Source organism: Nesterenkonia maliinae (assembly GCF_051262655.1).
In the GTDB taxonomy this organism is placed as follows: domain Bacteria; phylum Actinomycetota; class Actinomycetes; order Actinomycetales; family Micrococcaceae; genus Nesterenkonia.
Map to the genome: position 1 here is coordinate 150,666 of NZ_JBIMEY010000007.1, position 20,876 is coordinate 171,541.

At 69.2% G+C, this 20,876-nt stretch carries 19 protein-coding genes; 10 read left to right on the plus strand and 9 right to left on the minus strand.

The window, feature by feature from the left end; all coding sequences use genetic code 11:
• Positions 1 to 2: 2 nt before the first annotated feature.
• Genes ACHAA4_RS12640 through ACHAA4_RS12650 form a run of 3 tightly spaced genes read right to left on the minus strand, consistent with a single transcriptional unit; the run spans position 3 to position 2,847 of the window.
• Positions 3 to 1,220, minus strand: a complete 1,218-nt coding sequence (locus tag ACHAA4_RS12640) for an aromatic ring-hydroxylating oxygenase subunit alpha (protein ID WP_435774534.1) — start codon at positions 1,218 to 1,220, stop codon at positions 3 to 5.
• A gap of 38 nt (positions 1,221 to 1,258) precedes the next feature.
• Entirely contained in the window at positions 1,259 to 2,503 is a 1,245-nt protein-coding gene (locus tag ACHAA4_RS12645) for an NAD(P)/FAD-dependent oxidoreductase (protein ID WP_435774535.1), read from the minus strand.
• Positions 2,500 to 2,847, minus strand: a complete 348-nt coding sequence (locus tag ACHAA4_RS12650) for a bifunctional 3-phenylpropionate/cinnamic acid dioxygenase ferredoxin subunit (RefSeq protein ID WP_435774536.1) — start codon at positions 2,845 to 2,847, stop codon at positions 2,500 to 2,502. The genes ACHAA4_RS12645 and ACHAA4_RS12650 overlap by 4 nt, the downstream gene beginning before the upstream one ends.
• 155 nt (positions 2,848 to 3,002) lie before the next feature.
• On the opposite strand from ACHAA4_RS12650, the gene ACHAA4_RS12655 reads away from it, so the two are divergent.
• From ACHAA4_RS12655 to ACHAA4_RS12670, 4 genes are all read left to right on the plus strand, one after another.
• Entirely contained in the window at positions 3,003 to 3,779 is a 777-nt protein-coding gene (locus ACHAA4_RS12655) for an IclR family transcriptional regulator (RefSeq protein WP_435774537.1), read from the plus strand.
• A gap of 162 nt (positions 3,780 to 3,941) precedes the next feature.
• On the plus strand, positions 3,942 to 6,608 hold the full coding sequence (locus ACHAA4_RS12660) for a GcvT family protein (protein WP_435774538.1): 2,667 nt from the start codon (positions 3,942 to 3,944) through the stop codon (positions 6,606 to 6,608).
• Between the two features lie 2 nt (positions 6,609 to 6,610).
• Positions 6,611 to 7,774: an N-methyl-L-tryptophan oxidase gene (gene solA / locus ACHAA4_RS12665; RefSeq protein WP_435774539.1), complete on the plus strand. Its 1,164-nt coding sequence runs from the start codon at positions 6,611 to 6,613 to the stop codon at positions 7,772 to 7,774.
• Positions 7,771 to 8,700, plus strand: coding sequence for an aldo/keto reductase (locus ACHAA4_RS12670; RefSeq protein WP_435774540.1), 930 nt, complete (start codon positions 7,771 to 7,773; stop codon positions 8,698 to 8,700). The genes solA and ACHAA4_RS12670 overlap by 4 nt, the downstream gene beginning before the upstream one ends.
• 46 nt (positions 8,701 to 8,746) lie before the next feature.
• Here ACHAA4_RS12670 and ACHAA4_RS12675 read toward each other — a convergent pair whose 3' ends face one another.
• Complete coding sequence (locus tag ACHAA4_RS12675) at positions 8,747 to 9,379, minus strand: YitT family protein (RefSeq protein ID WP_435774541.1); 633 nt, start codon at positions 9,377 to 9,379, stop codon at positions 8,747 to 8,749.
• Positions 9,380 to 9,549: 170 nt separating this feature from the next.
• Between ACHAA4_RS12675 and ACHAA4_RS12680 the strand changes: the two genes are divergently transcribed.
• Together ACHAA4_RS12680 and ACHAA4_RS12685 are read left to right on the plus strand one after the other, a co-directional pair.
• A complete protein-coding gene (locus ACHAA4_RS12680; RefSeq protein ID WP_435774542.1) occupies positions 9,550 to 10,071 on the plus strand; it encodes an SRPBCC family protein in 522 nt (173 codons plus the stop codon).
• Between the two features lie 11 nt (positions 10,072 to 10,082).
• Positions 10,083 to 10,565 (plus strand): (deoxy)nucleoside triphosphate pyrophosphohydrolase, encoded by a 483-nt coding sequence (locus tag ACHAA4_RS12685; RefSeq protein WP_435774543.1) that lies wholly within the window; start codon positions 10,083 to 10,085, stop codon positions 10,563 to 10,565.
• Between the two features lie 243 nt (positions 10,566 to 10,808).
• Here the strand turns inward: ACHAA4_RS12685 and ACHAA4_RS12690 are convergent, their stop codons facing one another.
• Genes ACHAA4_RS12690 through ACHAA4_RS12710 form a run of 5 tightly spaced genes read right to left on the minus strand, consistent with a single transcriptional unit; the run spans position 10,809 to position 15,766 of the window.
• Entirely contained in the window at positions 10,809 to 11,735 is a 927-nt protein-coding gene (locus ACHAA4_RS12690; RefSeq protein ID WP_435774544.1) for a lysylphosphatidylglycerol synthase transmembrane domain-containing protein, read from the minus strand.
• Positions 11,736 to 11,747: 12 nt separating this feature from the next.
• Positions 11,748 to 12,677, minus strand: a complete 930-nt coding sequence (locus ACHAA4_RS12695) for a class I SAM-dependent methyltransferase (RefSeq protein WP_435774545.1) — start codon at positions 12,675 to 12,677, stop codon at positions 11,748 to 11,750.
• Positions 12,632 to 13,684: a glycosyltransferase family 4 protein gene (locus tag ACHAA4_RS12700; RefSeq protein ID WP_435774546.1), complete on the minus strand. Its 1,053-nt coding sequence runs from the start codon at positions 13,682 to 13,684 to the stop codon at positions 12,632 to 12,634. Before ACHAA4_RS12700 ends, ACHAA4_RS12695 begins: the two co-directional genes overlap by 46 nt.
• The gene (locus ACHAA4_RS12705) at positions 13,684 to 14,487 is read right to left on the minus strand and encodes a CDP-alcohol phosphatidyltransferase family protein (RefSeq protein ID WP_435774547.1); all 804 of its coding nucleotides are present in this window, start codon (positions 14,485 to 14,487) and stop codon (positions 13,684 to 13,686) included. Before ACHAA4_RS12705 ends, ACHAA4_RS12700 begins: the two co-directional genes overlap by 1 nt.
• A 46-nt stretch (positions 14,488 to 14,533) precedes the next feature.
• Positions 14,534 to 15,766: an ROK family protein gene (locus ACHAA4_RS12710; RefSeq protein WP_435774548.1), complete on the minus strand. Its 1,233-nt coding sequence runs from the start codon at positions 15,764 to 15,766 to the stop codon at positions 14,534 to 14,536.
• Between the two features lie 126 nt (positions 15,767 to 15,892).
• On the opposite strand from ACHAA4_RS12710, the gene ACHAA4_RS12715 reads away from it, so the two are divergent.
• The 4 genes from ACHAA4_RS12715 (at position 15,893) to ACHAA4_RS12730 (ending at position 20,805) form a co-directional block, all read left to right on the plus strand.
• Positions 15,893 to 17,155: an ABC transporter substrate-binding protein gene (locus tag ACHAA4_RS12715; RefSeq protein ID WP_435774549.1), complete on the plus strand. Its 1,263-nt coding sequence runs from the start codon at positions 15,893 to 15,895 to the stop codon at positions 17,153 to 17,155.
• 16 nt (positions 17,156 to 17,171) lie between these two features.
• Positions 17,172 to 18,122, plus strand: coding sequence for a carbohydrate ABC transporter permease (locus ACHAA4_RS12720; protein WP_435774550.1), 951 nt, complete (start codon positions 17,172 to 17,174; stop codon positions 18,120 to 18,122).
• A complete protein-coding gene (locus tag ACHAA4_RS12725; RefSeq protein WP_435774551.1) occupies positions 18,122 to 19,030 on the plus strand; it encodes a carbohydrate ABC transporter permease in 909 nt (302 codons plus the stop codon). Before ACHAA4_RS12720 ends, ACHAA4_RS12725 begins: the two co-directional genes overlap by 1 nt.
• 68 nt (positions 19,031 to 19,098) lie before the next feature.
• The gene (locus tag ACHAA4_RS12730) at positions 19,099 to 20,805 is read left to right on the plus strand and encodes a glycoside hydrolase family 13 protein (RefSeq protein ID WP_435774552.1); all 1,707 of its coding nucleotides are present in this window, start codon (positions 19,099 to 19,101) and stop codon (positions 20,803 to 20,805) included.
• Positions 20,806 to 20,876 lie beyond the last annotated feature (71 nt).

The window sequence follows — 20,876 nt, forward strand, 5'->3', positions numbered from 1 at the left end:
CGTCACCGACGTGCTGCGGAGGGGCCGAACTGCGTGCCGATCTGCTCCGCCCACCACTGGTGGAACTCCGCGATGTGATGCTCGCTGGGCACCAGTGCCCCGCCGTCGTCGTAGGCCCGGGATGACATGTTGGGCTGGGTCTGCTCGCAGGCCTCGAAGTCCTGCAGGTTGACCCGGTGGAAGAGCTCCACCGACCGGGAGATGTCCAGCCGCTGCTCGATGACCTCGGGCATGAACAGCCAATCGCATTCCACGATCGTCTTCGAAGCCGAGACCGGGTACATCCGGTGGAAGATCACGTGATCGGGCACGGTGTTGATGAACACCTGCGGGCGCACGGTGATCGCGTAGTACTTGCGGTCCTGCTCCGGCGCGATGGCCGGCAGGGCCGCGACGCCGGCGGAGCCGTCCACGGTGAAGCTCTCCACCTGCGCCCCGAAGGAGGCGCCGTGGATCTCGTCCTTCGCCTGAGAGGCCCAGCCTTCGGCGAACTCCGGGATCACCTCGGTGAGCTCGGGATGGATGGTCGCGCAGTGATAGCACTCCATGAAGTTCTCGATGATCAGCTTCCAGTTCGCCGCGACCTCATAGCGGCGGGTCTCACCGACCCGCAGACCCTCGAGGCCGTAGTTCTCCAGGCTCTGGACCTCACCGAAACGGGTGGAGACCTCGGTCATCACGGTCTCCTCGAACGACGGCGGGGCGCTGGCCCCCTTGGCAGCATCTCCAGCGGCGCCCGCTTGAGTGCTCCCAGCAGAGCCGGCCACACAGACCCAGACATAGCCCAGCCACTCACGCACATGCACGGTCTTGAGCCCGTACTCCCCGCGATCCACATCCGGCATCGAGGTCAGGTTCGGTGCGGCGACAAGCTCACCTTCGAGCGCGTAGGTCCAGGCGTGGTACCCGCACTGCAGGGTCTTGGACCTGCCCTCCGCGGTGGTGCAGACTCGCATGCCGCGGTGTCGGCAGACGTTGAGATAGGCCTTGATACCGGCCTTGCGGGTGCGCACCACGATGATCTCTTCGCGGCCCACGGTCACCGTGCGCCACTGTCCCGGGCTGGCCAGGCTCTCGACGCGCAGCACGGCGTTCCACATCTTCTCGAAGATCTCCGCCTGCTCGCGGCGGAAGATCTCCGCCTCGGTATAGGCGGACCCGGATGGGGTCGGTTTCAGTGAGGTGCCGGTCAGCGGAGTGTCGAGCTGCTCGATGATCATGGGTTCGTCCTTCGTGAGGGGCTGGGGGCTGCACGGACTCAGGCGGCCAGCGCGGCGGGGCGGATCCGGCGCGTGCGACGCCAGCGCACGACCTCGCGAAGCCGATTCATGCCCAGGATCCCGATCTCGGTGCCCTCGCGCAGGTAGCTCACCAGCAGGTCTCCGGCCTCGATGGTGCCCGCCAGCACCTTGACCTCGTCAGCGAGGGCGAGCATCCCGGCGGCCTGGATGGTGACGTGGTGCTGGTCTGACCAGAGGTAAGGCTCCGGCATCGGGGAGGGGATCCCCCCGAGCAGGGCGGAGGCCACCGTCTGAGCCTGGTCCACGGTCTCCTGCCAGTGCCCGACCGGACGCAGCCCGGTCCGTTGGGCCGCCCAGAGCGCGCAGTCTCCCGCGGCCCAGACCCCGGGGATCCCGGTGAACCCGGTGTCATCGGTGAGCACTGCTCCGGTGTCGGGGTCCAGAGCGACGGCGCTGCGCGTCAACCACCCGGTGGCCGGGACCGCGCCCACGGCGCTGATCACGACGTCGGCCTCGATGCTGCGACCGTCGCTGAGCGTGATCGAGTGCGGACCTGGAGCGTGGCTGACCTGCGACGCTGCTGGCTGGATGTTTTGCATGCCCGCTGACACGCCGACTTCCGCCGCCGTGGCGACCGGGGTCACGCTCAGCGCACGGGCGGGGCCGAGGAAGCGCACCCCGTGCTGCTCATGCAGGCGGTGCAGCGCCTGGGCCACCGGCTGGCCCAGCCGCCGCAGACCCGGCAGCTCTTCCCCGGCGATCACCGTGACGCTGCCGGCTCCGCGGGTGGTGCACGTCGCGGCGGTCTCGAGGGCCAGGAAGCCGCCCCCGATCACCGCCACCCGGGCGCCGGCCAGCGGTGCTTCCCGCAGCGCGGCGGCGTCCTCCACGCTGCGGATCGCATGACCGCCCAGGCGTCGGGCCTCGGCGCCGGTCGCGATGACCACCGCGTCGCCAAGGTAGAAGGTGCCGGAGGCGGTCTGTACCCCCAGCGGTTGCGTGGAGAGCCCGATCACGGCATCAGATCTGACCCAGCGGACATCCAGCGGGTCGGAGGGGTCATCGAGATAGAGGTCGCAGAGATTCGTGGTGCCGCACAGGTAGGCCTTGCTCAGCGCCGGGCGGTCATAGGCGGGGTGCGCCTCGGCCCCGAGGATTGTGATCGGGCCGGTGTGGCCCTGGGTGCGCATCTGGCGCGCCGTGTAGTAGCCGGCGAGCCCGGCTCCGATGATGAGCAGGTGACCGTCGGGGGCGAGGCTCATGCGACCTCCACCCCCGGGGGCAGCTGGGGAGCCGCCGTGGAGAGCTCCACGAGCACCTCACCGTCCTGCACGGTGACCTGATGTGCCCGCACGCCTCGCTTGGCCGGGGGCTGATCCACCTCTCCGGTTCGCAGGGAGAAGGTGCTCTCATGCAACGGGCACTCTACGCGGCAGTTCTCCACCCAGCCCGCCGCGAGGGAGGCGTCCTGGTGGGTGCAGGTGTCATCCAGTGCGTGGACGGTGCCCTCCTCGGTGAGGAACACGGCGATCGGCGGACTGACGCTGCTGATCCTCAGCCCTTCGCCGGGAACCAGGTCATTGATGGAACAAGCTCGGAAACTCAATTGCCTTCACCGCCACTCAGGGATACTGTTGCATATAGTGCAACAGCGTTCGTGTTGCACAACAAAAGTATGCAAGCCGCCCCACAGGGGTAGTCAAGGGGTTGGCCGAAATTGAAGACGAATTCATCAGCACGAAACGAATCAGGGGTTCCGGCATGAGCGAAGTCCAGTCAGTGGATCGTGCGGCGCAGATCCTGCAGCTGCTCAGCGCAGAGTCTCCGCTCAGCGTCAGTGAGATCTCGCGCCGGCTGCAGGTCCACCGCTCCACGGCCTCGCGGCTGATGTCCACCCTGGAGTCCCACGATCTGGTCGAGCAGGAGGGTCAGCGAGGGGCGTATCGGCTCGGGTTCGGGCTGCTGCGGCTGGCCAGCGCAGTGACCGCGCGGGTGGACCTCTCGCGTGACGCCCAGGTGTGCTGCGACGCCGCCGCGGCCTCGTTGAACGAGACGGTCAACGTCGCGATCCTCGACGCCGGCTACGCGGTGACGATCACGCAGACCGTGGGGCAGCGGATGGTCGGCGTCGCCCGCCAATACGTGGGGCAGCGCGCCCCGCTGCATGCCACCTCCACCGGGAAGGTGCTGCTGGCGTGCTCACCGGTCGCGGAGCAGAACCGGGTGCTTGCCTCACCGCTGCAGGCGTTCACGGCCTCCACCATCACCGCGCCCGAGGTGCTCTCCGCCGAGCTGGCCGCAGTGCGTGAGCGCGGCTGGGCCTCCGCGGTGGCAGAGTGGGAAGAGGGCATCAACGCCCTGGCGGTGCCGGTGCGTGGACCGCAGGGCGCGGTGGTGGCGGCGTTCTCCACCACGGCGCCGGCGTTCAGGCTCCCGGAGTCCGCCTTTGCCGAGCATGTGGAGATGCTGCGCGAGGCCGCTGAGCAGCTGGAATCTCGGCTGGGATTCCTGCCCGATCTGCGAGGGGCGGGCGGCTGAGCTCGGCCGCGAAAGGCGCGTTTCCAGCGGATTAATTCCTGCCCGGCTCTTGTCCGGGTCCCGCCGGATCCCTAGGCTGGTGCGTAATACACAGTAGCGTTGCGAATTAAGCAACGAAAGCTGGACGTGAGAACGGCCGATCGGCGGACGAGGGAGCACAGGATGGCGCAGCACTCCAAGGGTCCGCGGGTGGTGATCGTGGGCCTCGGCGTCGTCGGCGCCGCAGTGGCCGACGAACTGGTGCTGCGCGGCTGGACGGATGTCAGCGTAGTCGAACAGGGCCCGCTGTTCGAGACCGGCGGCTCCAGCTCGCACGCGCCGGGATTCGTCTTCCAGACCTCCCCGAACCGGGCCATGACCCAGCTCGCCCAGCGCACCCTGGACAAGCTCGAGGGCCTGAGCGTGAACGGGGAGTGGGTCTCCAAACGGGTCGGCGGCATCGAGCTGGCCAGCACCGAGGCGCGGCTGCGGGACCTGCACCGGCGGGCCGGTTTCGCACAGTCCTGGGCGGTCCCGGCCGAGCTGATCTCGCCGGAGCAGATCGCGGCGCTGTGGCCCGGGTTGGACACCACGGGACTGCTCGGCGGGCTGCACACCCCGACCGACGCGGTGGTCAAAGGGGTGCGGGCCGTGGAGTTCCAGGCACGGCGAGCGCAGGCCGGCGGAGCCCGGCTGCTGCCCTGGACCCGCGTGACCGCGGTGCACACCTCGGGCTCGAAGGTCACCGGCGTCGAGGTCAGCCCAGTCGGTGCCGGAGGTGCCGGGCCAGCCGCGAGCCGAGGCCCAGACGAGACCCAGACCCTGCCCGCCGACGTCGTCCTGCTCTGCACCGGGCTGTGGGGACCCGGGATGGCGCGCGATCAGCTGGGACTGGCGCTGCCGATGCTGCCCGTGGAGCACGGGTTCGGGTTCAGCCTGCCCACCTCCACCGGGGTCGATGCCGCCACCGAGGTCGTCAAGCCGATGCTGCGCCACCAGGACTTCGCGATGTACCTGCGTGAGTGGGGAGACCGGATCTCCGTGGGCGCCTATGAACATCGTCCGTTGCCGGTGGCCCCGGAGCAGATCGCTGCCGCAGAAGACTTCGCCCGGACCGGGGTCCATCCAGCCGTGCACCCCTTCACCCCCGCCGACTTCGCCCCCACCTGGGCCGAGGCGCAGCGTCTGCTTCCGCAGCTGACCAGCCGGGGCCAGGGCATGGCGGGACTGGACACCGCGCGCAGCTTCAACGGCATCTTCTCCTTCACCCCCGACGGCGGACCGCTGCTCGGTCCCGTCTCAGGCACCGCAGGGCTGTGGATGGCCCAGTCCGTCTGGGTCACCCAGTCCGCCGGCGTCGGCCAGGTGATGGCCGACTGGATGACCACCGGAGACCCCGGCATCGACACCCACGGTCTTGACCTGAGCCGCTTCGACCCAGCGGTCGTCTCGACCCGCTGGGCCCGCGAGCAGGGCGAGGAGTCCTACGACGAGGTCTACGACATCATTCACCCCAAGGCCACCACGCTGCGGATGCGCGGGCTGCGCACCTCCGCGTTCCACGCCCGGCACCGGGACCTGGGTGCGGTCTTCGAATCCGCCGCCGGATGGGAGCGACCGCTCTGGTTCACGTCCAACCAGGAGCTGGGCGAGGCCCGCCTCGGTGACCAGCCGCTGCCGGACCGGGATGCCTGGAGCGCGAAGCACTGGAGCCCGATCGTCGCCCGGGAGGCCCGGCACCTGCGCGAGCACGTCGGTCTGGTGGACATGTCTTCGCTGCCGCGGCTGTGGCTGCGCAGCGCAGGTCCCCAGACCGCCGACGACGCCGCAGCGGATCCGGCGGCGCATCCCGCAGCGGATCACGACGCGCACGGCGCCACCGCCTTCCTGCTGGACCTGCACGTCCGCGGCCTGCTCAGCCGGCGTCCCAGCAAGACCGTCGGCGGCATCGTCTACGCGCTGCTGCTTGATGGGCACGGCGGCGTGCTCTCCGACATCACCCTGGCACGTACCGGAGCGCAGAGCTACCACCTCGGCATCAACGGGCCTATGGACACCGCCTGGCTGCAGGCGCAGATCGCGGAACACGACGCGGCGCTGAGCGCGGGTCTGCAGCTCACCGATGCAGCCACCGGCGCCTGCGGACTGGGCCTCTGGGGACCGCAGGCGCGCACCGTGCTGCAGAGCCTCGTCGAGGAGGACCTCGCCGATGAACACTTCAGGTTCTACCGCGCGCGGCAGCTCCGGGTGGCCGGGGTCCCGGTGCTCGCCCTGCGGCTGAGCTACGTCGGGGAGCTCGGCTGGGAGCTCTACGCGCCGGCGGAGTTCGGCGGGTTCCTCTGGGACGCGCTGTCCGAGGCCGGCCAGGCACACCAGATCCGCCCTGTGGGACGCCGGGCCTTCGAGAGTCTGCGGGTCGAGAAGGGCTTCCGGCTCTTCGGCACCGACATGACCCGGGAGCACACTCCGGTCGAGGCCGGGGTCGACTTCGCCGTCGCGGGGGAGGCGGCGAAGAAGCTCGCCGAGCGTGACAGGGTTGAAGCCGGTACCGGTGAGCCCGGAGCTGTCGCGCCGCGGCGTCGGCTGCACTGTCTGGTGCTTGAGGATCCCGCCCGCGTCGTCCTCGGCCACGAGCCGGTCTTCGCCCCTGGGGGCTCTTCTCCGCTGGGCTACGTCACCAGCGCAGAACAGGGATATACGGTGGGGGAGTCCATCGCCTACGCCTGGTTGGACGGCGCGGGACACAGCATCGGCGATTCGGTGCAGATCGATTATTTCGGGGAGCGGCTGCCCGCCGTCGTCGCCGCGGAACCGCGCTACGACCCGCGCGGCACCAGAATGAGGGGATGAACATGCCGGGATCGCAAGCCTATGACGTGATCGTGATCGGACTGGGATCCATGGGCGGCGCCGCGGCGAACGCGCTCGCGGAACGCGGAGCCCGAGTGCTGGGGCTGGAGACGTATCAGCCCGGACACGACCAGGGCTCCGCCCACGGCGGGACCCGGATCATCCGCCAGTCCTACTTCGAGGACTCCGCCTACGTGCCGCTGCTCTTCAGCTCCTACGCCGGGTTCCGCAAGCTGGAGCAGGAATCCGGACGGGACCTGATGCAGCTCTGCGGCGGCATCTACATCGGGCACCCGGAGTCCAAGACCTTCGCCGGCTCCCATGCCGCAGCCCTGGAGCACGGGCTCGACCATGAGGTGCTCACCGCCGCGCAGATCCGCGACCGCTTCCCGACCATGGACCCGCAGGACGACGCGATGGGTCTCTATGAGGCCAACGCCGGCTACGTGCGCCCCGAGGAGACGGTGCGCGCCAACGTCGAGGTCGCCGCGCGAAAAGGCGCCGAGCTGCACTTCGACGAACCGGTGCTCTATTGGTCCGCCGAGGGTGAGGGCGTCACCGTGCGCACCGCCGTCGGGAACTACCGGGCCTCGCGACTGGTGATCACCCCCGGCGCCTGGGCGCCTGAGCTGCTCGCCGGGATGCAGCTCCCGCTGAGCGTGGAGCGGATGGTCTTCCACTGGTTCACCCCGGACTTCGACGCGATTCCCCACCCCGCCTGGAGCCAGGAGCAGCATCCGATCTACGTGGAGCAGACCGGTGAGAGTCTGCAGATCTACGGGTTCCCGATGACCGACGGACCGGAAGGAGGCTTCAAGCTCGGGTTCTTCCGCGAAGGCATCCCGACCACCGCGAACACCATCGATCGCAGCATCTACCCCGCGGAGAACGTGCGCATGCAGGCTCGCGCGCGGGAGCTCTTCCCGCACCTCAGCGGGGAGGTGGTCCAGGCCAAGACCTGCCTGTACACGGTGACCCCGGATGAGCACTTCATCATCGGGCTGCACCCGGAGCACCCGCAGGTCTCGGTGGCCTGCGGCTTCTCCGGCCACGGCTTCAAATTCGTGCCGGTGGTCGGGGAGATTCTGGCGGATCTGGCGCTGACCGGAGACACCGCGCACCCCATCGAGCTCTTCGACCCGCGGCGCAGTAGTCTGCAGGGATGAGGACCATCGAGCTGCCCGCCGCCGAACTCTCCGCCTCCCAGCTGGTGCTGGGACTGATGCGGATCCACGACAAGACCGACCAGCAGATCCGCGAGCTCTACGATCGCGCCCGGGCTGTGGGGGTCGACTTCTTCGACCACGCCGACATCTACGGCAGCTCTGCGCACCAGTGCGAGCGGCGCTTCGCCGAGGCGCTGAAGCTCAGCAGCGCCGAACGCGAGGAGGTGCTGATCCAGTCCAAGATCGGCATCGTCACGGACGGCCCGTACTACGACTTCTCCTACGAGCACATCGTCACCGAGGTGGAGGAATCGCTGCGCTCGCTGCAGACGGATCGCCTCGACGTCCTGCTGCTGCACCGGCCCGATCCGCTGGTCGAGCCCGCCGAGGTCGCCCGCGCCTTCGATGAGCTCCAAGCCGCCGGGAAGGTGCGCCACTTCGGTGTCTCCAACCACACGGTGGGGCAGATCGAGCTGCTCCGCACCGCGGTGACCCAGCCCCTGGTGGTCAACCAGATGCAGCTCTCCCTGGTCCACGCGCCGATCCTCACCGAGGGCGCCCAGGCCAACACGCTGGGCCAGACCGAGACGGTCACCCCCGCCGGCGCGGACATCGTCGAATACTGCCGCCGGCACGCGATCACGCTCCAGGCCTGGTCCCCATACCAGGCACCCAGCGGGGTCTTCCTGGACAATCCCGACTATCCCGAGCTCAATGCGGTGCTCGCACGGCTGGCCCGGCAGCACGGGGTGACCCCGACCGGGATCGCCACGGCCTGGCTGACCCGCCACCCCGCCGACATCCAAGTGGTGCTCGGCACCACCCAGGGCAGCCGGGTGGAAGAGGCCGCCGCCGGTTCCGAGGTCAGGCTCTCGCGCAGCGAGTGGTATGAGCTGCTGCGCGCCGCGGGTCACCGGCTCCCCTGAGCGGGACCGTGGCAGCGGAGCGTGCAGGGACCGTGGAAGGGACCGCTCAGGCCCGGTAGCGTCCGGGGCGGTGGTTCAGCGCCAGCACCAGGTTCAGCAGCACCGCACCCAGAGCGGAGTAGAGCACGTTCAGCGGGTCGACGACGGTCAGCGCCAACAGGATCACCACCACGTCCAGGCTCATCTGCACGTATCCGGCGCGCAGCCCCAGCCGCTCCTGCGCCACGAGGGCCACGATGTTGAACCCGCCCAGGCTGGCGCCATGCCGGAAGATCGCGAGCAGGCCCATGCCGATCAGGATGTTGCCCGCCGGAACCCCGTAGAGCGGGGTGAGCTCGGGCAGCGACAGCATCGGTCCATGCAGCAGCGCGTAGCCGGAGACGATCGCCACCGCCGCCACGGTCTTGAGCGTGAAGGTCCACCCCTTCTTCCAGATGGCCAGTGCGAAGAAGGGCACGTTGACGAGCAGGAACAGCCAGGAGAAGTTCAGCGGGGTGGCGTAGGTCAGCAGCAGCGCGAACCCCGCGGTGCCTCCGGTCACGGCTTCGGACTGCTGCAGCACGTAGAGGCCCAGCGAGGCGAGGAAGGTGCCGATGAGCACGCCGAAGACATCTTCCGCGGGCGTGTGCGGGATGGTTCTGTCCTCTGGCCAGGGAGGAACGTTCTGGGATCCGGACATGAGCGCCAGCCTATAGCTGGTCGATCACCGATCTGCGCGGAAGAACGGTCTGAGTGAGCACTGTCACGGCCGTCGTCGTCATTCGGGCCGAATTCATGTGTAGACGCGGCACAGCACCGGCGGCGTAAGCTGAGGCTCCAAGACTTCAACGGCGAATCGAGGACGGTTCCATGGATCCTGTGACACCCGCGCATGCGGCCCAGTACGGCGAGAACGGCGCGGAGGATCTCTCCTACGACCCCGAGTTCTGCGGACGTGTGGTCTGCGCGCGCGACGTCATCAAGGCGCTGCCCGTGGTGGTCTTCGAGTTTCTGGCCGATCCCGCGCTGCAGGTCGAGTTCGACGGCAACGACAACCTCGCCAAGGCCGAGAATGGTCAGCGGGTGAACGGCGTCGGCGACGTCTTCCGGATGGAGCTCACCAACGGCAAGGTCCGCGAGAACCACGTGGTGGAGTTCCTCGAAGGGGAGCTCATCGCCTGGAAGCCCTCGGAGGTCGGCAAGGCGCCGAGCGGTCACCTGTGGCGCTGGTCCCTCGCCGCCACCGAGGACGGCGACACCGAGGTCACTCACACCTATGACTGGTCTCAGCTGCAGGACGAGTCGCGGCTTGACCGCGCGAAGGCCACCAGCTCTGGGATGCTGGCGCAATCTGTTGCGCGCCTGAAGACCGTGGTGGAGACCTCCGCCTAAGCTTGGGCTCCATGGAGAGCCAGACCGCCACGCAGCGCACCGGGACCGCAGCCCAGTTCACCAAGACCGTCGTCGCCGCAGCGCTGCTGCGCGAGCGCCCCGGCCACGACGTGGAGCTCTTCATCGCGCGCCGAACCTCTCCGGAGTCCGTCGCCGGGATGTGGGAGTTTCCCGGCGGGAAGCTCGAGCCCGGGGAGTCGCTGCACGAGGGGCTCCACCGCGAACTCACGGAGGAGCTCGGCGTCGAGGTGGCGCTGCACGCGGAGGTCATCGGCGATGGACCAAGCAGCTATGTCGCAGAGGCCGGCTGGTGGCTGAAGGAGACGACGGCGATGCGACTCTTCCGCGGCGAGATCCTCGCCGGCGAGCCGTTCCCGCTTCAGGATCACGACCGTGTGGACTGGGTCCCGGTCACCGCACGGCTGCTGGACTATCCGTGGATCCCGGCGGATCGTCCGATCGTGGAACAGCTTCTTCGAGACCTTGGGCCCTGAATCCATACACCGGGACGAGAAAGCTGCCTCTTTTCGAGGGAAATGCGCGCAGAGACAGTGAGAAGAGCCTCTGCGCGCACTGCGCCTCCCATCGCGCAAGCTTATTTAAACACCCTTTCTGCGGTCCCGCAAGCAAAAATATTTTTTCTACAAAACCGAATTTATTGGCGTTTCCTTTGAGAAACCTGCCAGAGGCCATCAGGGTTCAGCGGTGAACGGGTCGCGCTGACGTGCGAGGGGTCCCTAGGCAGACTCGTCGCGCTGCTCTCTGACCTGACGCGCGCGCTCCACCCGGGGGAGCAGTCTCAGCGCCAGGATGATCGCACCCGGGAGTGTGGAGGCCAGTGCCAGCAGGCCGTAGCTGATCGACGCGGTCACTCCGAGGTGCGGGACGAATCCGGCCAGGGAGAATGCCCAGGCGGCGGCCGCCTCGCGGGGCCCCCAGCCGCCGAATCCCAGCGGGACCGACATGCCGGCGATCGCGACGGCGGCGAGGCCGGGCGCCCATGCCAGCGGGATCTCAGGCGTCACCGCGAGGATCGTGAGAGCGAACAGCGCCGCGAAGGCCGCCCATCCGGTGCCGGAGAGCAGCACCACGTGGATGACGTCACGGCGGGAGAGCGGCTTCAGCCAGCGCCAGGCCACGACGACGGCGGCGGTCGCCACGCCCAGGGCGGCGAGTCCAGCCAGCGGTGCCAGCAGCAGCAGGGTCAGCCCGGCTGCCACGAACACCACGGCGGTGCCCATCAGCCGTTCGGCGGCCATGGCCGCGAAGGCGCGGCGCAGGGCGCTGCCGCTGGCCTCGACCTTGGCGTCGCTGCTGTCATCGGCAGCGCGCAGCGCGTCGCCGGCCAGACCCCCGGGGAGCACGCCGTTGAGGAAGGCGGCCTGCCAGCAGCGTGCGACTGCGGGGCCGACACCGATGCTGATCCGATGGTGCCTGGCGATCACGCGCCAGCGCAGGGCCTGGGTGAGCACCCCGACACCGCCGAGCACCGCTGCGGCGGGGAAGATCCAGATCGGGAGCAGTCTGAACGCGTCCATGAACGGGTTCATGCCCCATTGGGAGGCGAGGAAGCCGAAGATGCCCAGGGTGATCGCGATCTGCAGGCCGGCGAGGAGCATGGTGTGTCCCCGGCGGGAGGTCTGGCTGCGCTGGTCGAGGCTCATCGCGTCACCGAGTCAGGTGCCTGGCAGGCTCAGCAGATCGAGGTGGCCGACGCTGACGCGCAGCTCGTCCTGGGCCAGCTGCGCCTCGCGCGCAGCGACCCAGTCCTGAGCCACGCCTGCCAGCGACGGATCGTGTTCCACGGCCACGTCGGCGCGGTCGCGGAGATAGCGCTGGATGAGCGCCGCCTCGGTGGAGTCCAGTGCCCAGTCGGTCTCGGACAGGGTGACCTCGGCGCCGCGGTCTCGCAGCAGCTGCGCCACGGCGTGAGCAGCGTCGGGCCCCAGCAGGCCATCGCGGCGCTGGTGGGCGTCGAAGGCCTCGGTGATGACAGCGTCGTCGGGGTGGTTGGGGGTGATGTTCACCTGTCCGGTCACGGTGAGGCTGAGCAGCGCCGTGACGTTCGCACCAGCGTCGGGTCCGGCGATGGCGTCGGCGAGCACCTCGGCCTCGCGGGGGCTGAGCAGGTCCAGCAGGGCCGAGCAGGTCACCAGCTGGACCTGCTCGCCGCGGGTCAGGCCCGGAAGGTCCTCGATTGTGCCCACCACACGGGTGGTCTGACCCGTCCCGGCGGCGGAGGGATCCTCCGCGGCGACCTCCAGCAGGCTCGCGTCATGGTCCAGCAGCGTCCAGTGCTGCGCGACGGCTAGGCGCGGAGCCAGCCAGGCCTGGTTGGACCCGGTGCCGGCGCCGACGTCGATGACGTGCACCGAGGCGGCGGCCGCGCCGTCGCCGGTCCCTGCGGCGTTGGTCTCGGCGGCGTCGGACGTCTGGGCCTCTGCGGGGAGCAGCCCGTGCAGCCGGATGGTGAGCGTCTCGATCAGCGGGGTCGCCTTCTCGCGTGCCTGGTGGTCGGCGCGACGGCGCTCACCCAGCCAGTCCGCGGGCACCGGCCGCGTCACCATTCGATCGCCGTTCTGAGATCCTGCGCTGCGTGTGACCATGTCCGAAGTCTAGCCCGGTGGACCTGCGCGGCGCCGCGCCATTGCTGCCGCAGAGACGCATTGCCGAAGAACTCCCGCAGCAGCGCTGACCAGGCGTCGAGATCGTGTGGATCCAGTGCGTCTCCCGGTGTCGGCAGCTCCGCTCGGGGGCCTCTTGCGTCCCCGCGCAGAGCGTTCTGCGCTCCGGTGCCGGCGCCGACCAGCGCGGGGATCCCGCGGGCGAGCGCCTCGGTGACCACCATCCCGTAGGTCTCCACCAGGGAGGGGAGCACCAGCAGGTCCGTCTCGCTCCACAGCGCCTCGAGCTGCTCACCACCCACGGCCCCGATCACCGCGGCACGACCCTCGGGGAGGGCGTCCGCGGCGGCGCGGACCTGCGCCGCGTAGCCGGGGTCCTGCGCTTCAGGTCCGGCGATCACGGCGGTCCACGGCAGCTCGGTGAGTCCACCCAGGGCCTGCAGCAGCCCCAGCGGGTTCTTCCGCGGGGTCACCGCCCCGAGGAAGAGCAGCCGCGGCGGCATGCTCCCCGCCGCCAGTGCGGCCGGGTCGACGCCGGGCTCCGCCACGGCGACCGCGTCCAGTCCGTAGCGCGTGTGCAGGTCATCGCGCGCCCAGCTGCTGGTGCACACGATCGTCTGCGCGGCGTCCACGGCGGCGCGTTCGCTGCGGGCCAGACGTTGCCGCTCCTCGGCGCTCAGTCCGGATTCGGCGGGCAGCGGCAGATGCACCAGCATCGCGATCTGGGTGCCCGATGCGGCGGCGAGGGCGAGCTCCTCCGGGGCGGCGGAGCCGATGATGCCGTCGATCAGCACCTGTCGGTGCTGCTGAAGCCGCTGCGCCAGGACCTCGCGATCCGCGGGGGCGGGGTTCGGCCACCCTCCTGGGATCGGCACTTCCTCGACGTCGAGCCCGCGCGCCCGCCATTGCGCGAGCACCCGCTGGTTATAGGTCAGTCCGCCGCTGGGTCCCGGGAGGTCCGCCGGGACGATGAACGCGTGCTGCGCCATCAGTGCCGCCCCTCGAGCTTGGCGGAGCGTTCCAGCTGGATCGCGTCTCGGGTGAAGGAGGTGATCAGCAGGGTCAGCGCGATCGCGGTGACCGCCGCGGCGAAGGGGACGGGGGTGATCGGCAGCATAGCCACCCACAGCACCGAGGCCTGGATCGCGGCCACGATCCGCCGGAACAGGCTGTAGCCCAGCTCCCCGCGCAGGGGCGGGCGGATCCGGGCCGCGGCCACATAGAGGTAGCGCATCGCCCCGATCGCCACCGCCCACCAGCCCACGGTGACCGCTGCGATGAGCGAGACGACCAGCAGCGCCGCCGCATCGGCCTCCATGTCGAGGCGGGCCCCGGAGGCGCTGGAGCTGTGCGTGCGTCGGGCCACCGCGCCGTCGACGGCATCGAGCAGCAGCGCGACGCCGATCACGACGGCCAGGGCCCAGCTGCGAGCCGGAATCGCCTCGACGAGTATCAGTACCGCGGCGGCCGTGAGCACCCCGATCAGTCCCACGCGCAGCAGCGTCACCCGGTCAGCGGTGGACACCGCGCGGGGGCGCCGGCGCAGCAGCGAGACCGCGGCCACGCTGGGCGCGAGGAGCGCGGCAAGGACCAGCCCCAGCCCGATCGCCGCAGTCGGGGCGATCATGAAGGCAAACACCAGCGCCACGGCGAACGGGGCAAGGATCAGGACGACGACATCGGCGGTCACCCCGGGCCTGGCGGTGCCGCTGACGGGCGGCTGGTGTTCGGATGCCGCGTCCTCGGGCGAGGAGTCCTCGGGCTGAATGGGGCTGCGCCCTGTCGTGTCCATGGCAGATAATCTAGCCGGGATCCGCGCCCCGGGCGGGCCTCCGGGTTCAGGCCGCCGGGCCGGGGTGCAGCGCCTGGTCCTGGATCCGGTCCACCGCGAGCCGGATCGCGCCGCGCCGCACGGCGTGGGCCCCCAGCGTGGAGGCGTCGATCTGCAGCCAGGGGGCGTAGAGATGCTGGGCGAGCTTCTCCTTGGCGCGGGCGGCCACATCGGTCAGCGCCGGAGCGATCGCTCCGGAGACCAGGATCCGATCCAGATCCAGCAGGCCGGCGAGCACCACGCAGATCCGCGCCAGCCGGTCCGCGAGCTGATCCATGATCTCCAGAGCGAGCTGGTCTCCTGCCGCCGCTGCGGCGAAGACGTCTTCGCTGGTCACGTCCTCCGCGGTCACCTGGCCCAGCGGGCCGGGGTGTCCCGGGGTCTGGCGCAGCGTCTCCCGGGCGAGGTGACGAGCCCACCAGCCCAGACCGTTGGAGGATTCGACGCCCTGGACTAGATCAAGCATGCCGAGCTCGCCGATGCCCCCGCGGGCCTGATGCAGCAGGCGTCCGTCCATCACGAGTCCTGCGCCCAGGCGCTCGCCGGAGAGGATCACCGCGAAGGAGTCATCTGCCGAGCTGGACTGCAAGTCGAGCTCAGCGAGTGCGGCGAGGTTGGCGTCATTGTCCACCGCGCAGTCCCAGCCGTGTTCAGCGCCCAGGGTGATCAGCTCGGGGTTCATCAGGCTCCAGAAGGCGTTGAGCCCCTTGGGGGAGTGTCCGTCTGAGTCCACGGGCGCGGGCACGGCGATGACCAGGCTGGCCACATCGGCATGGGTGAGACCGGCCTGGCCCAGGGCGGCATCGATGGTGTCCAGGATGGTGCGTCGTCGTTCTGCCGCTGGCTGCAGCGGGGCGTCGGATCCCTGCGGGTTCGACGGCCGGGTGGCGCAGCCGACTTCGACGCCGCGCAGGTTCGCCACCGCCGCGGTGACCTGGTGCAGCCCGGCGTCGACGCCGATCACGTGGCAGGCGTCCTCGCGGAACGCATACCGCAGGGCAGGGCGGCCCTTGGTGTACTGGCCGGCCTGTCGGGAGTTCTCCGAGACCTCGAGCCAGCCCTGCTCGGTGAGTTCCCGGCACAGCGTCAGGATCGTGGCGCGGGTGAGGCCGGTGGCATGCATCAGCTCCGTGGCGGTGCTGGGTTCGCGGCCCCACATGCAGCTCAGCACGCGCTGCGCGTTGAGCTGCCGGATCAGCTGCGAGGAACCGGCCGGCGCCGGAGAGCGCGTCTGACTCATAGTGGCCTGCTTCCGATCGGTGGGGCGCGAGAAAATCTCCCCACATTATTGCATCGCTTATATTAAGCCTCTATATTTAGTCGGGACATCAAGTTTTAGTGTTCTACATCACAGAAGGGGGACCTGGTGAGCTACGCTCCACCCACACCCTCGCGACGAGCCTTCCTCGGCGGACTGGCAGGAGTGGCTCTGGCCGCTGGCCTCAGTGGCTGCGGCACCGGCCGCGGCGCCCAAGAGGTCTCGTTCCACCAGTCGAAGCCCGAGGCGATCCCGTACTTCGGGGACCTGGTGCAGGACTTCAACCAGCAGGCCTCGGGCGTGCGAGCGGTCCACGACACCTCCTCGGGACTCTCAGCAGGCTTCGCCCGAGGCAACCCGCCAGACCTGGGCTGCCTGAACTACAACTACGAGATCGTCCGCTTCCAGGAGCGCGGGGCCTTCTCCGACCTCGCGGATCTCGCCGGGGAGGCGCGCATCGCCCCGAGCATCCAGGACCTGGTCGACCAGTACCCGACCTACCCGGGGCGCACCAGCGTGATCCCGTATTCGATGATGGCCGCCGCGGTGCTCTACAACGAAGAGATCTTCGCCGAGCATGACCTCTCGATCCCGACCACCTACTCCGAGTTCCTCGAGGTCTGCGGCACGCTCGAAGAGGCCGGAGTGACACCGATCTACTCCACCTACGCCGATCCCTGGACCGTGGCGCAGGGGCTCATCGACTACAGCGTTGGCGGTTCGGTCGACGTCGCGGAGTTCTTCGAGCAGCTGCGCGCCCAGGGCCCCGACGCCGGGCCCGACGCTCCGGTCTCGTTCTCCCGCACCCTGCGTGAACCGCTGGAACAGATGCTCGAGATCGCCGCCTTCTCACAGCCCGGGGCCGCGAGCCGGGGCTACGGGGACGGCAACGTCGCCTTCGCCCGCGGCGAGGCCGCGATGTACCTGCAGGGCCCCTGGGCGCTGGGCGAGATCGCCACACTCAACCCGGACGCGCAGATCGGGATCTTCCCGCTGCCGATGACCGAGGATCCCGAGGATCTGCAGGTCCGGGTGAACCTCGACCTCGCGCTCTGGGTGCCCGAGGCCTCCAACGCCCAAGAACCCGCGCGGGACCTGCTGCGCTACCTGATCACGCCGGAGATCGCCGACGCCTATAACCGGGACAACCTCGCCTTCGGAGTCCGCGAGGATGCGCCCGCCGTGGAGGACCCCCGGCTGCAGGACCTGCAGACCTTCGTCGACCGCGCCGCGTTCTACCAGGGAGTGTCCCAGGCCATCCCGCGCACCATCCCGTTCGAGAACTACGCCCAAGGCATAGTCACCGGTCAGAGTCTGGAAGCAACGCTGCGGACGCTGGACGAGGACTGGGCCCGACTGGCTCGACGCTGAGAGACCGAGGCCTGACATGACCACGACCACCAAGCCCGCCCGCAGGACTTCGCAGACCGCAGACGTCCCCGCCGGGAGGGACCCCGCGTCCCGAACGCCGGTGCGACGCCGACCCCGCGCGGACCGGGTCTACCTCTGGTTCCTGCTGCCCACCCTGGTGCTGTTCACGCTGAGCATCACCATGCCCGCGGCGATGGGCATCTTCTACAGCTTCACCGACTCGGTGGGCTTCGGAGAGTTCGACTTCGTCGGACTCAACAACTACCTGGTGATGTTCAGCGACCCGGCGATCCTCTCCTCCTACGGGTTCACCATCGGGGTCGCGCTGTGCACCGTGATCCTGGTCAACGTGGTCGCCCTGACCCTGGCCATCGGGCTGACCGCCAAGATCCGGGCGAAGACGGCGCTGCGCACGATCTTCGTGATGCCGATGGTGGTCTCCGGAATCATCATCGCCTTCGTCTTCCAGTTCATCTTCGCCAATACGGTCCCCGCCGCGGCCCAGGCGCTGCAGCTGGGGGTGTTGGAAGAGTCGATCCTCGCGGACCCTGATCTGGCCTGGATCTCCATCGTGCTGGTGACCGCCTGGCAGGCGGTCCCACAGGCCATGCTGATCTACATCGCCGGACTGATGACGGTCCCGCGGGACGTCTACGAGGCCTCCGCCATCGACGGGGCCTCCGCCTGGAAGCAGCTGCGCAGCATCACTCTGCCGCTGATCTCAGGCTTCGTGCTGATCAACGTGATCATCGGGTTCAAGGACTTCCTGGGCACCTACGAGATCATCGTGGGCCTGACCGACGGCGGTCCGGGCACCTCCACCCGCTCGGTGGCGATGACGATCTTCTCCGGCTTCGACAACGGCGACTACGCCTATCAGATGGCGAACTCCACGATCTTCTTCCTGATCACGCTGACCATCGCACTCATCCAGCTGCGCCTGACCCGAGGAAACGCGAGAATCTGATGACTCTGCCCACCACCACCGTCCCCGGCTGCGCCGCGAGCACGACTCCGCGCCGCTCCACGGAAGGTTCGCTGCCCACCTCTCGCCGCTCCGATCGGCACCGCTGGGGCACCACCGTGCTGCTCTTCCTCGGCGCGCTCACCGTGATCCTGCCCTTCTACGTCACCATCTCGATGGCCTTCAAGACCGGAGAGCAGGCCGTCGAGGGGGAGGCGTTCGCATGGCCTGCCCCGTTCAGCATCGAGGGTTTCACCACCGCCTGGGCGCTGACCGACTTCCCCCGCGCCTTCACGATCTCGATCCTGATCACCCTGGTCACCGTGATCGGCACGATCCTGCTCAGCGCGATGGCCTCCTATGCGATCTCGCGGAACTGGGAGAAGAAGGCCTACCGCTGGGCGTTCTACTACCTGCTGGCCGCGATGTTCCTGCCGTTCCCGGTGCTGGCGCTGTCCCAGGTCAAGCTCACCGGCATGGTCGAGCTGGCGAACCCGCTCGGAGTGGCGCTGCTGCACATCATGTTCCAGATCTCCTTCAGCACGCTGCTGTTCACCGCGTTCCTGCGCTCGCTGCCCGCGGAGCTCGAGGAATCCGCCCGGATGGACGGCGCGTCCACCGCAGGAGCGTTCTGGCGGATCGTCTTCCCGCTGATGGCGCCGATGAGCGCCACCGTGGGGATCTTCGCCTTCCTGAAATCCTGGAACGACTTCATGATGCCCTCGCTGATCATCGCGGACCCCACGCTGCAGACGCTGCCGGTGATCCAGGAGATCTTCCAGACCCAGTTCAGCAACAACTACCACGTCTCCTTCGCCTCCTATCTGATGGCGATGGCGCCGGCGATCATCGCCTACGTGATCTCCCAGCGCTGGGTGCTCTCCGGACTCACCCAGGGCGCCGTCAAATGATCCACCCGGACCCTGAGACCCGACCCGCGACCGAGCCTCACCCGACACATCGAAAGGACGAGAACCCCTTGTCATTCACCTCCACCGCAGCAGCCCCGAGCACGACCAGCGGACTCGGCACCGACCCCCACTGGTGGCGCCAGGCCGCGGTCTACCAGATCTACCCGCGCTCCTTCGCCGACGCCGACGCCAACGGCATCGGCGACCTGCGCGGGATCACCTCCCGGGTGGGATACCTCCAGGACCTCGGGGTCGACGCCGTCTGGCTGAGCCCCTTCTACCCCTCGGCCCTGGCCGACGGCGGCTACGACGTGGACGACTACCGCGACGTCGACCCCAAGATCGGCACCCTGGAGGACTTCGACACCATGGTCGCCGCCCTGCACAGTGCCGGGATCCGGCTCATCGTGGACATCGTGCCCAACCACACCTCGGACCGCCACGAATGGTTCCACGAGGCGCTGCGCTCGCCGAAGGGCTCAGCCGCCCGGGAGCGCTACATCTTCCGCGACGGTGCCGGCGAGGCGGGAGAACAGCCGCCGTCGGACTGGACCTCCATGTTCGGCGGACCGGCATGGACCCGGATCACCGAACCCGACGGCACACCGGGTCAGTGGTTCCTGCACAGCTTCGCCAAGGAGCAGCCCGACCTGAACTGGCACAACCGCGAGGTCCACGAGGACTTCCTGCAGACCCTGCGCTTCTGGTCCGACCGGGGCGTCGACGGCTTCCGGGTCGACGTCGCGCACGCGCTGTCCAAGGACCTGCCGGCGAACCTGCCCAGCCAGGCCGAGCTGGACGCCACCCCGAAGGACGGCGCCCACCCCCTCTGGGACCGCGATGACGTCCACGAGATCTACCGCGAATGGCGCAGCGTCTTCAACGAATACGATCCGCCGCGGATCGGAGTGGCCGAGGCCTGGGTGGAGTCCTCGCGCCGGCCGAAGTACGCCTCCGCCGAGGGACTGGGCCAGGCCTTCAACTTCGACCTGCTCGAAGCCAGCTTCGACGCCGCCCAGTTCCGCGAGATCGTGACCTTCAACCTGGAGCTGGCGGCGAAGTCCGGGTCCTCCAGCACCTGGGTGCTCTCGAACCACGACGTCGTGCGCCACGCCACCCGGTACGGGCTCCCGCCCAAGGCCGACGGCGAGGAGAAGGCCGGCACCCACTGGCTGCTCACCGCCGGCACGACCCCGGAGCTGCAGGCCGACGCCGGGCTGCGTCGGGCCCGCGCCGCATCGCTGTTCGAACTGGCCCTGCCCGGCAGCGCCTACCTCTACCAGGGGGAGGAGCTGGGCCTGCATGAGGTCGCGGAGATCCCCGACGCCGACCGGCAGGACCCGACGTTCTTCCGCAGCCCTGGATTCAGCGTCGGTCGCGACGGCTGCCGGGTCCCGCTGCCCTGGTCCAGCGCGGGAGAGACCTTCGGGTTCGGCGAGGGCGAGGCCCATCTGCCGCAGCCCGAGTGGTTCTCCGGCTACAGCGTGCAGGCCCAGGACACGGACGAGGACTCGACGCTGAACCTCTACCGGCGCGCGCTGCAGCTGCGCCGCGAGCTTCAGGGGGAGGACACCCTGGAGTGGATCGAGCTGCCCGGCGTCGGGGGTCCCGGCTCCGAGGTGCTGGCCTTCCGCCGGCCCGGGGGATGGATCTGCGTGACCAACTTCGGCGAGCAGGCCGTCCCGCTGCCCGCCGGAGAGGTGCTGGTCAGCTCGCAGCCGTTGAGCGCAGAGGTGCTGCCGGGGGAGACCACGGTCTGGCTGCGCGAGCACTGACCATCCCAGGGGGTCGCAGCTGCGCTGACCGACCCCCTGGGGCGCTTCCCCTGCCGGCCCCGGGGATGCTT

Bases quoted from the DNA above. Each gene is read 5' to 3' on its own strand.
- ACHAA4_RS12705 (WP_435774547.1), bottom strand. From the start codon at position 14,487: ATGGACACGACAGGGCGCAGCCCCATTCAGCCCGAGGACTCCTCGCCC.
- ACHAA4_RS12680 (WP_435774542.1), top strand. From the start codon at position 9,550: ATGGATCCTGTGACACCCGCGCATGCGGCCCAGTACGGCGAGAACGGC.
- ACHAA4_RS12660 (WP_435774538.1), top strand. From the start codon at position 3,942: ATGGCGCAGCACTCCAAGGGTCCGCGGGTGGTGATCGTGGGCCTCGGC.
- ACHAA4_RS12645 (WP_435774535.1), bottom strand. From the start codon at position 2,503: ATGAGCCTCGCCCCCGACGGTCACCTGCTCATCATCGGAGCCGGGCTC.
- ACHAA4_RS12640 (WP_435774534.1), bottom strand. From the start codon at position 1,220: ATGATCATCGAGCAGCTCGACACTCCGCTGACCGGCACCTCACTGAAA.
- ACHAA4_RS12695 (WP_435774545.1), bottom strand. From the start codon at position 12,677: ATGGTCACACGCAGCGCAGGATCTCAGAACGGCGATCGAATGGTGACG.
- ACHAA4_RS12675 (WP_435774541.1), bottom strand. From the start codon at position 9,379: ATGTCCGGATCCCAGAACGTTCCTCCCTGGCCAGAGGACAGAACCATC.
- ACHAA4_RS12700 (WP_435774546.1), bottom strand. From the start codon at position 13,684: ATGGCGCAGCACGCGTTCATCGTCCCGGCGGACCTCCCGGGACCCAGC.
- ACHAA4_RS12655 (WP_435774537.1), top strand. From the start codon at position 3,003: ATGAGCGAAGTCCAGTCAGTGGATCGTGCGGCGCAGATCCTGCAGCTG.
- ACHAA4_RS12685 (WP_435774543.1), top strand. From the start codon at position 10,083: ATGGAGAGCCAGACCGCCACGCAGCGCACCGGGACCGCAGCCCAGTTC.
- ACHAA4_RS12690 (WP_435774544.1), bottom strand. From the start codon at position 11,735: ATGAGCCTCGACCAGCGCAGCCAGACCTCCCGCCGGGGACACACCATG.
- ACHAA4_RS12670 (WP_435774540.1), top strand. From the start codon at position 7,771: ATGAGGACCATCGAGCTGCCCGCCGCCGAACTCTCCGCCTCCCAGCTG.
- ACHAA4_RS12720 (WP_435774550.1), top strand. From the start codon at position 17,172: ATGACCACGACCACCAAGCCCGCCCGCAGGACTTCGCAGACCGCAGAC.
- ACHAA4_RS12710 (WP_435774548.1), bottom strand. From the start codon at position 15,766: ATGAGTCAGACGCGCTCTCCGGCGCCGGCCGGTTCCTCGCAGCTGATC.
- solA (WP_435774539.1), top strand. From the start codon at position 6,611: ATGCCGGGATCGCAAGCCTATGACGTGATCGTGATCGGACTGGGATCC.
- ACHAA4_RS12725 (WP_435774551.1), top strand. From the start codon at position 18,122: ATGACTCTGCCCACCACCACCGTCCCCGGCTGCGCCGCGAGCACGACT.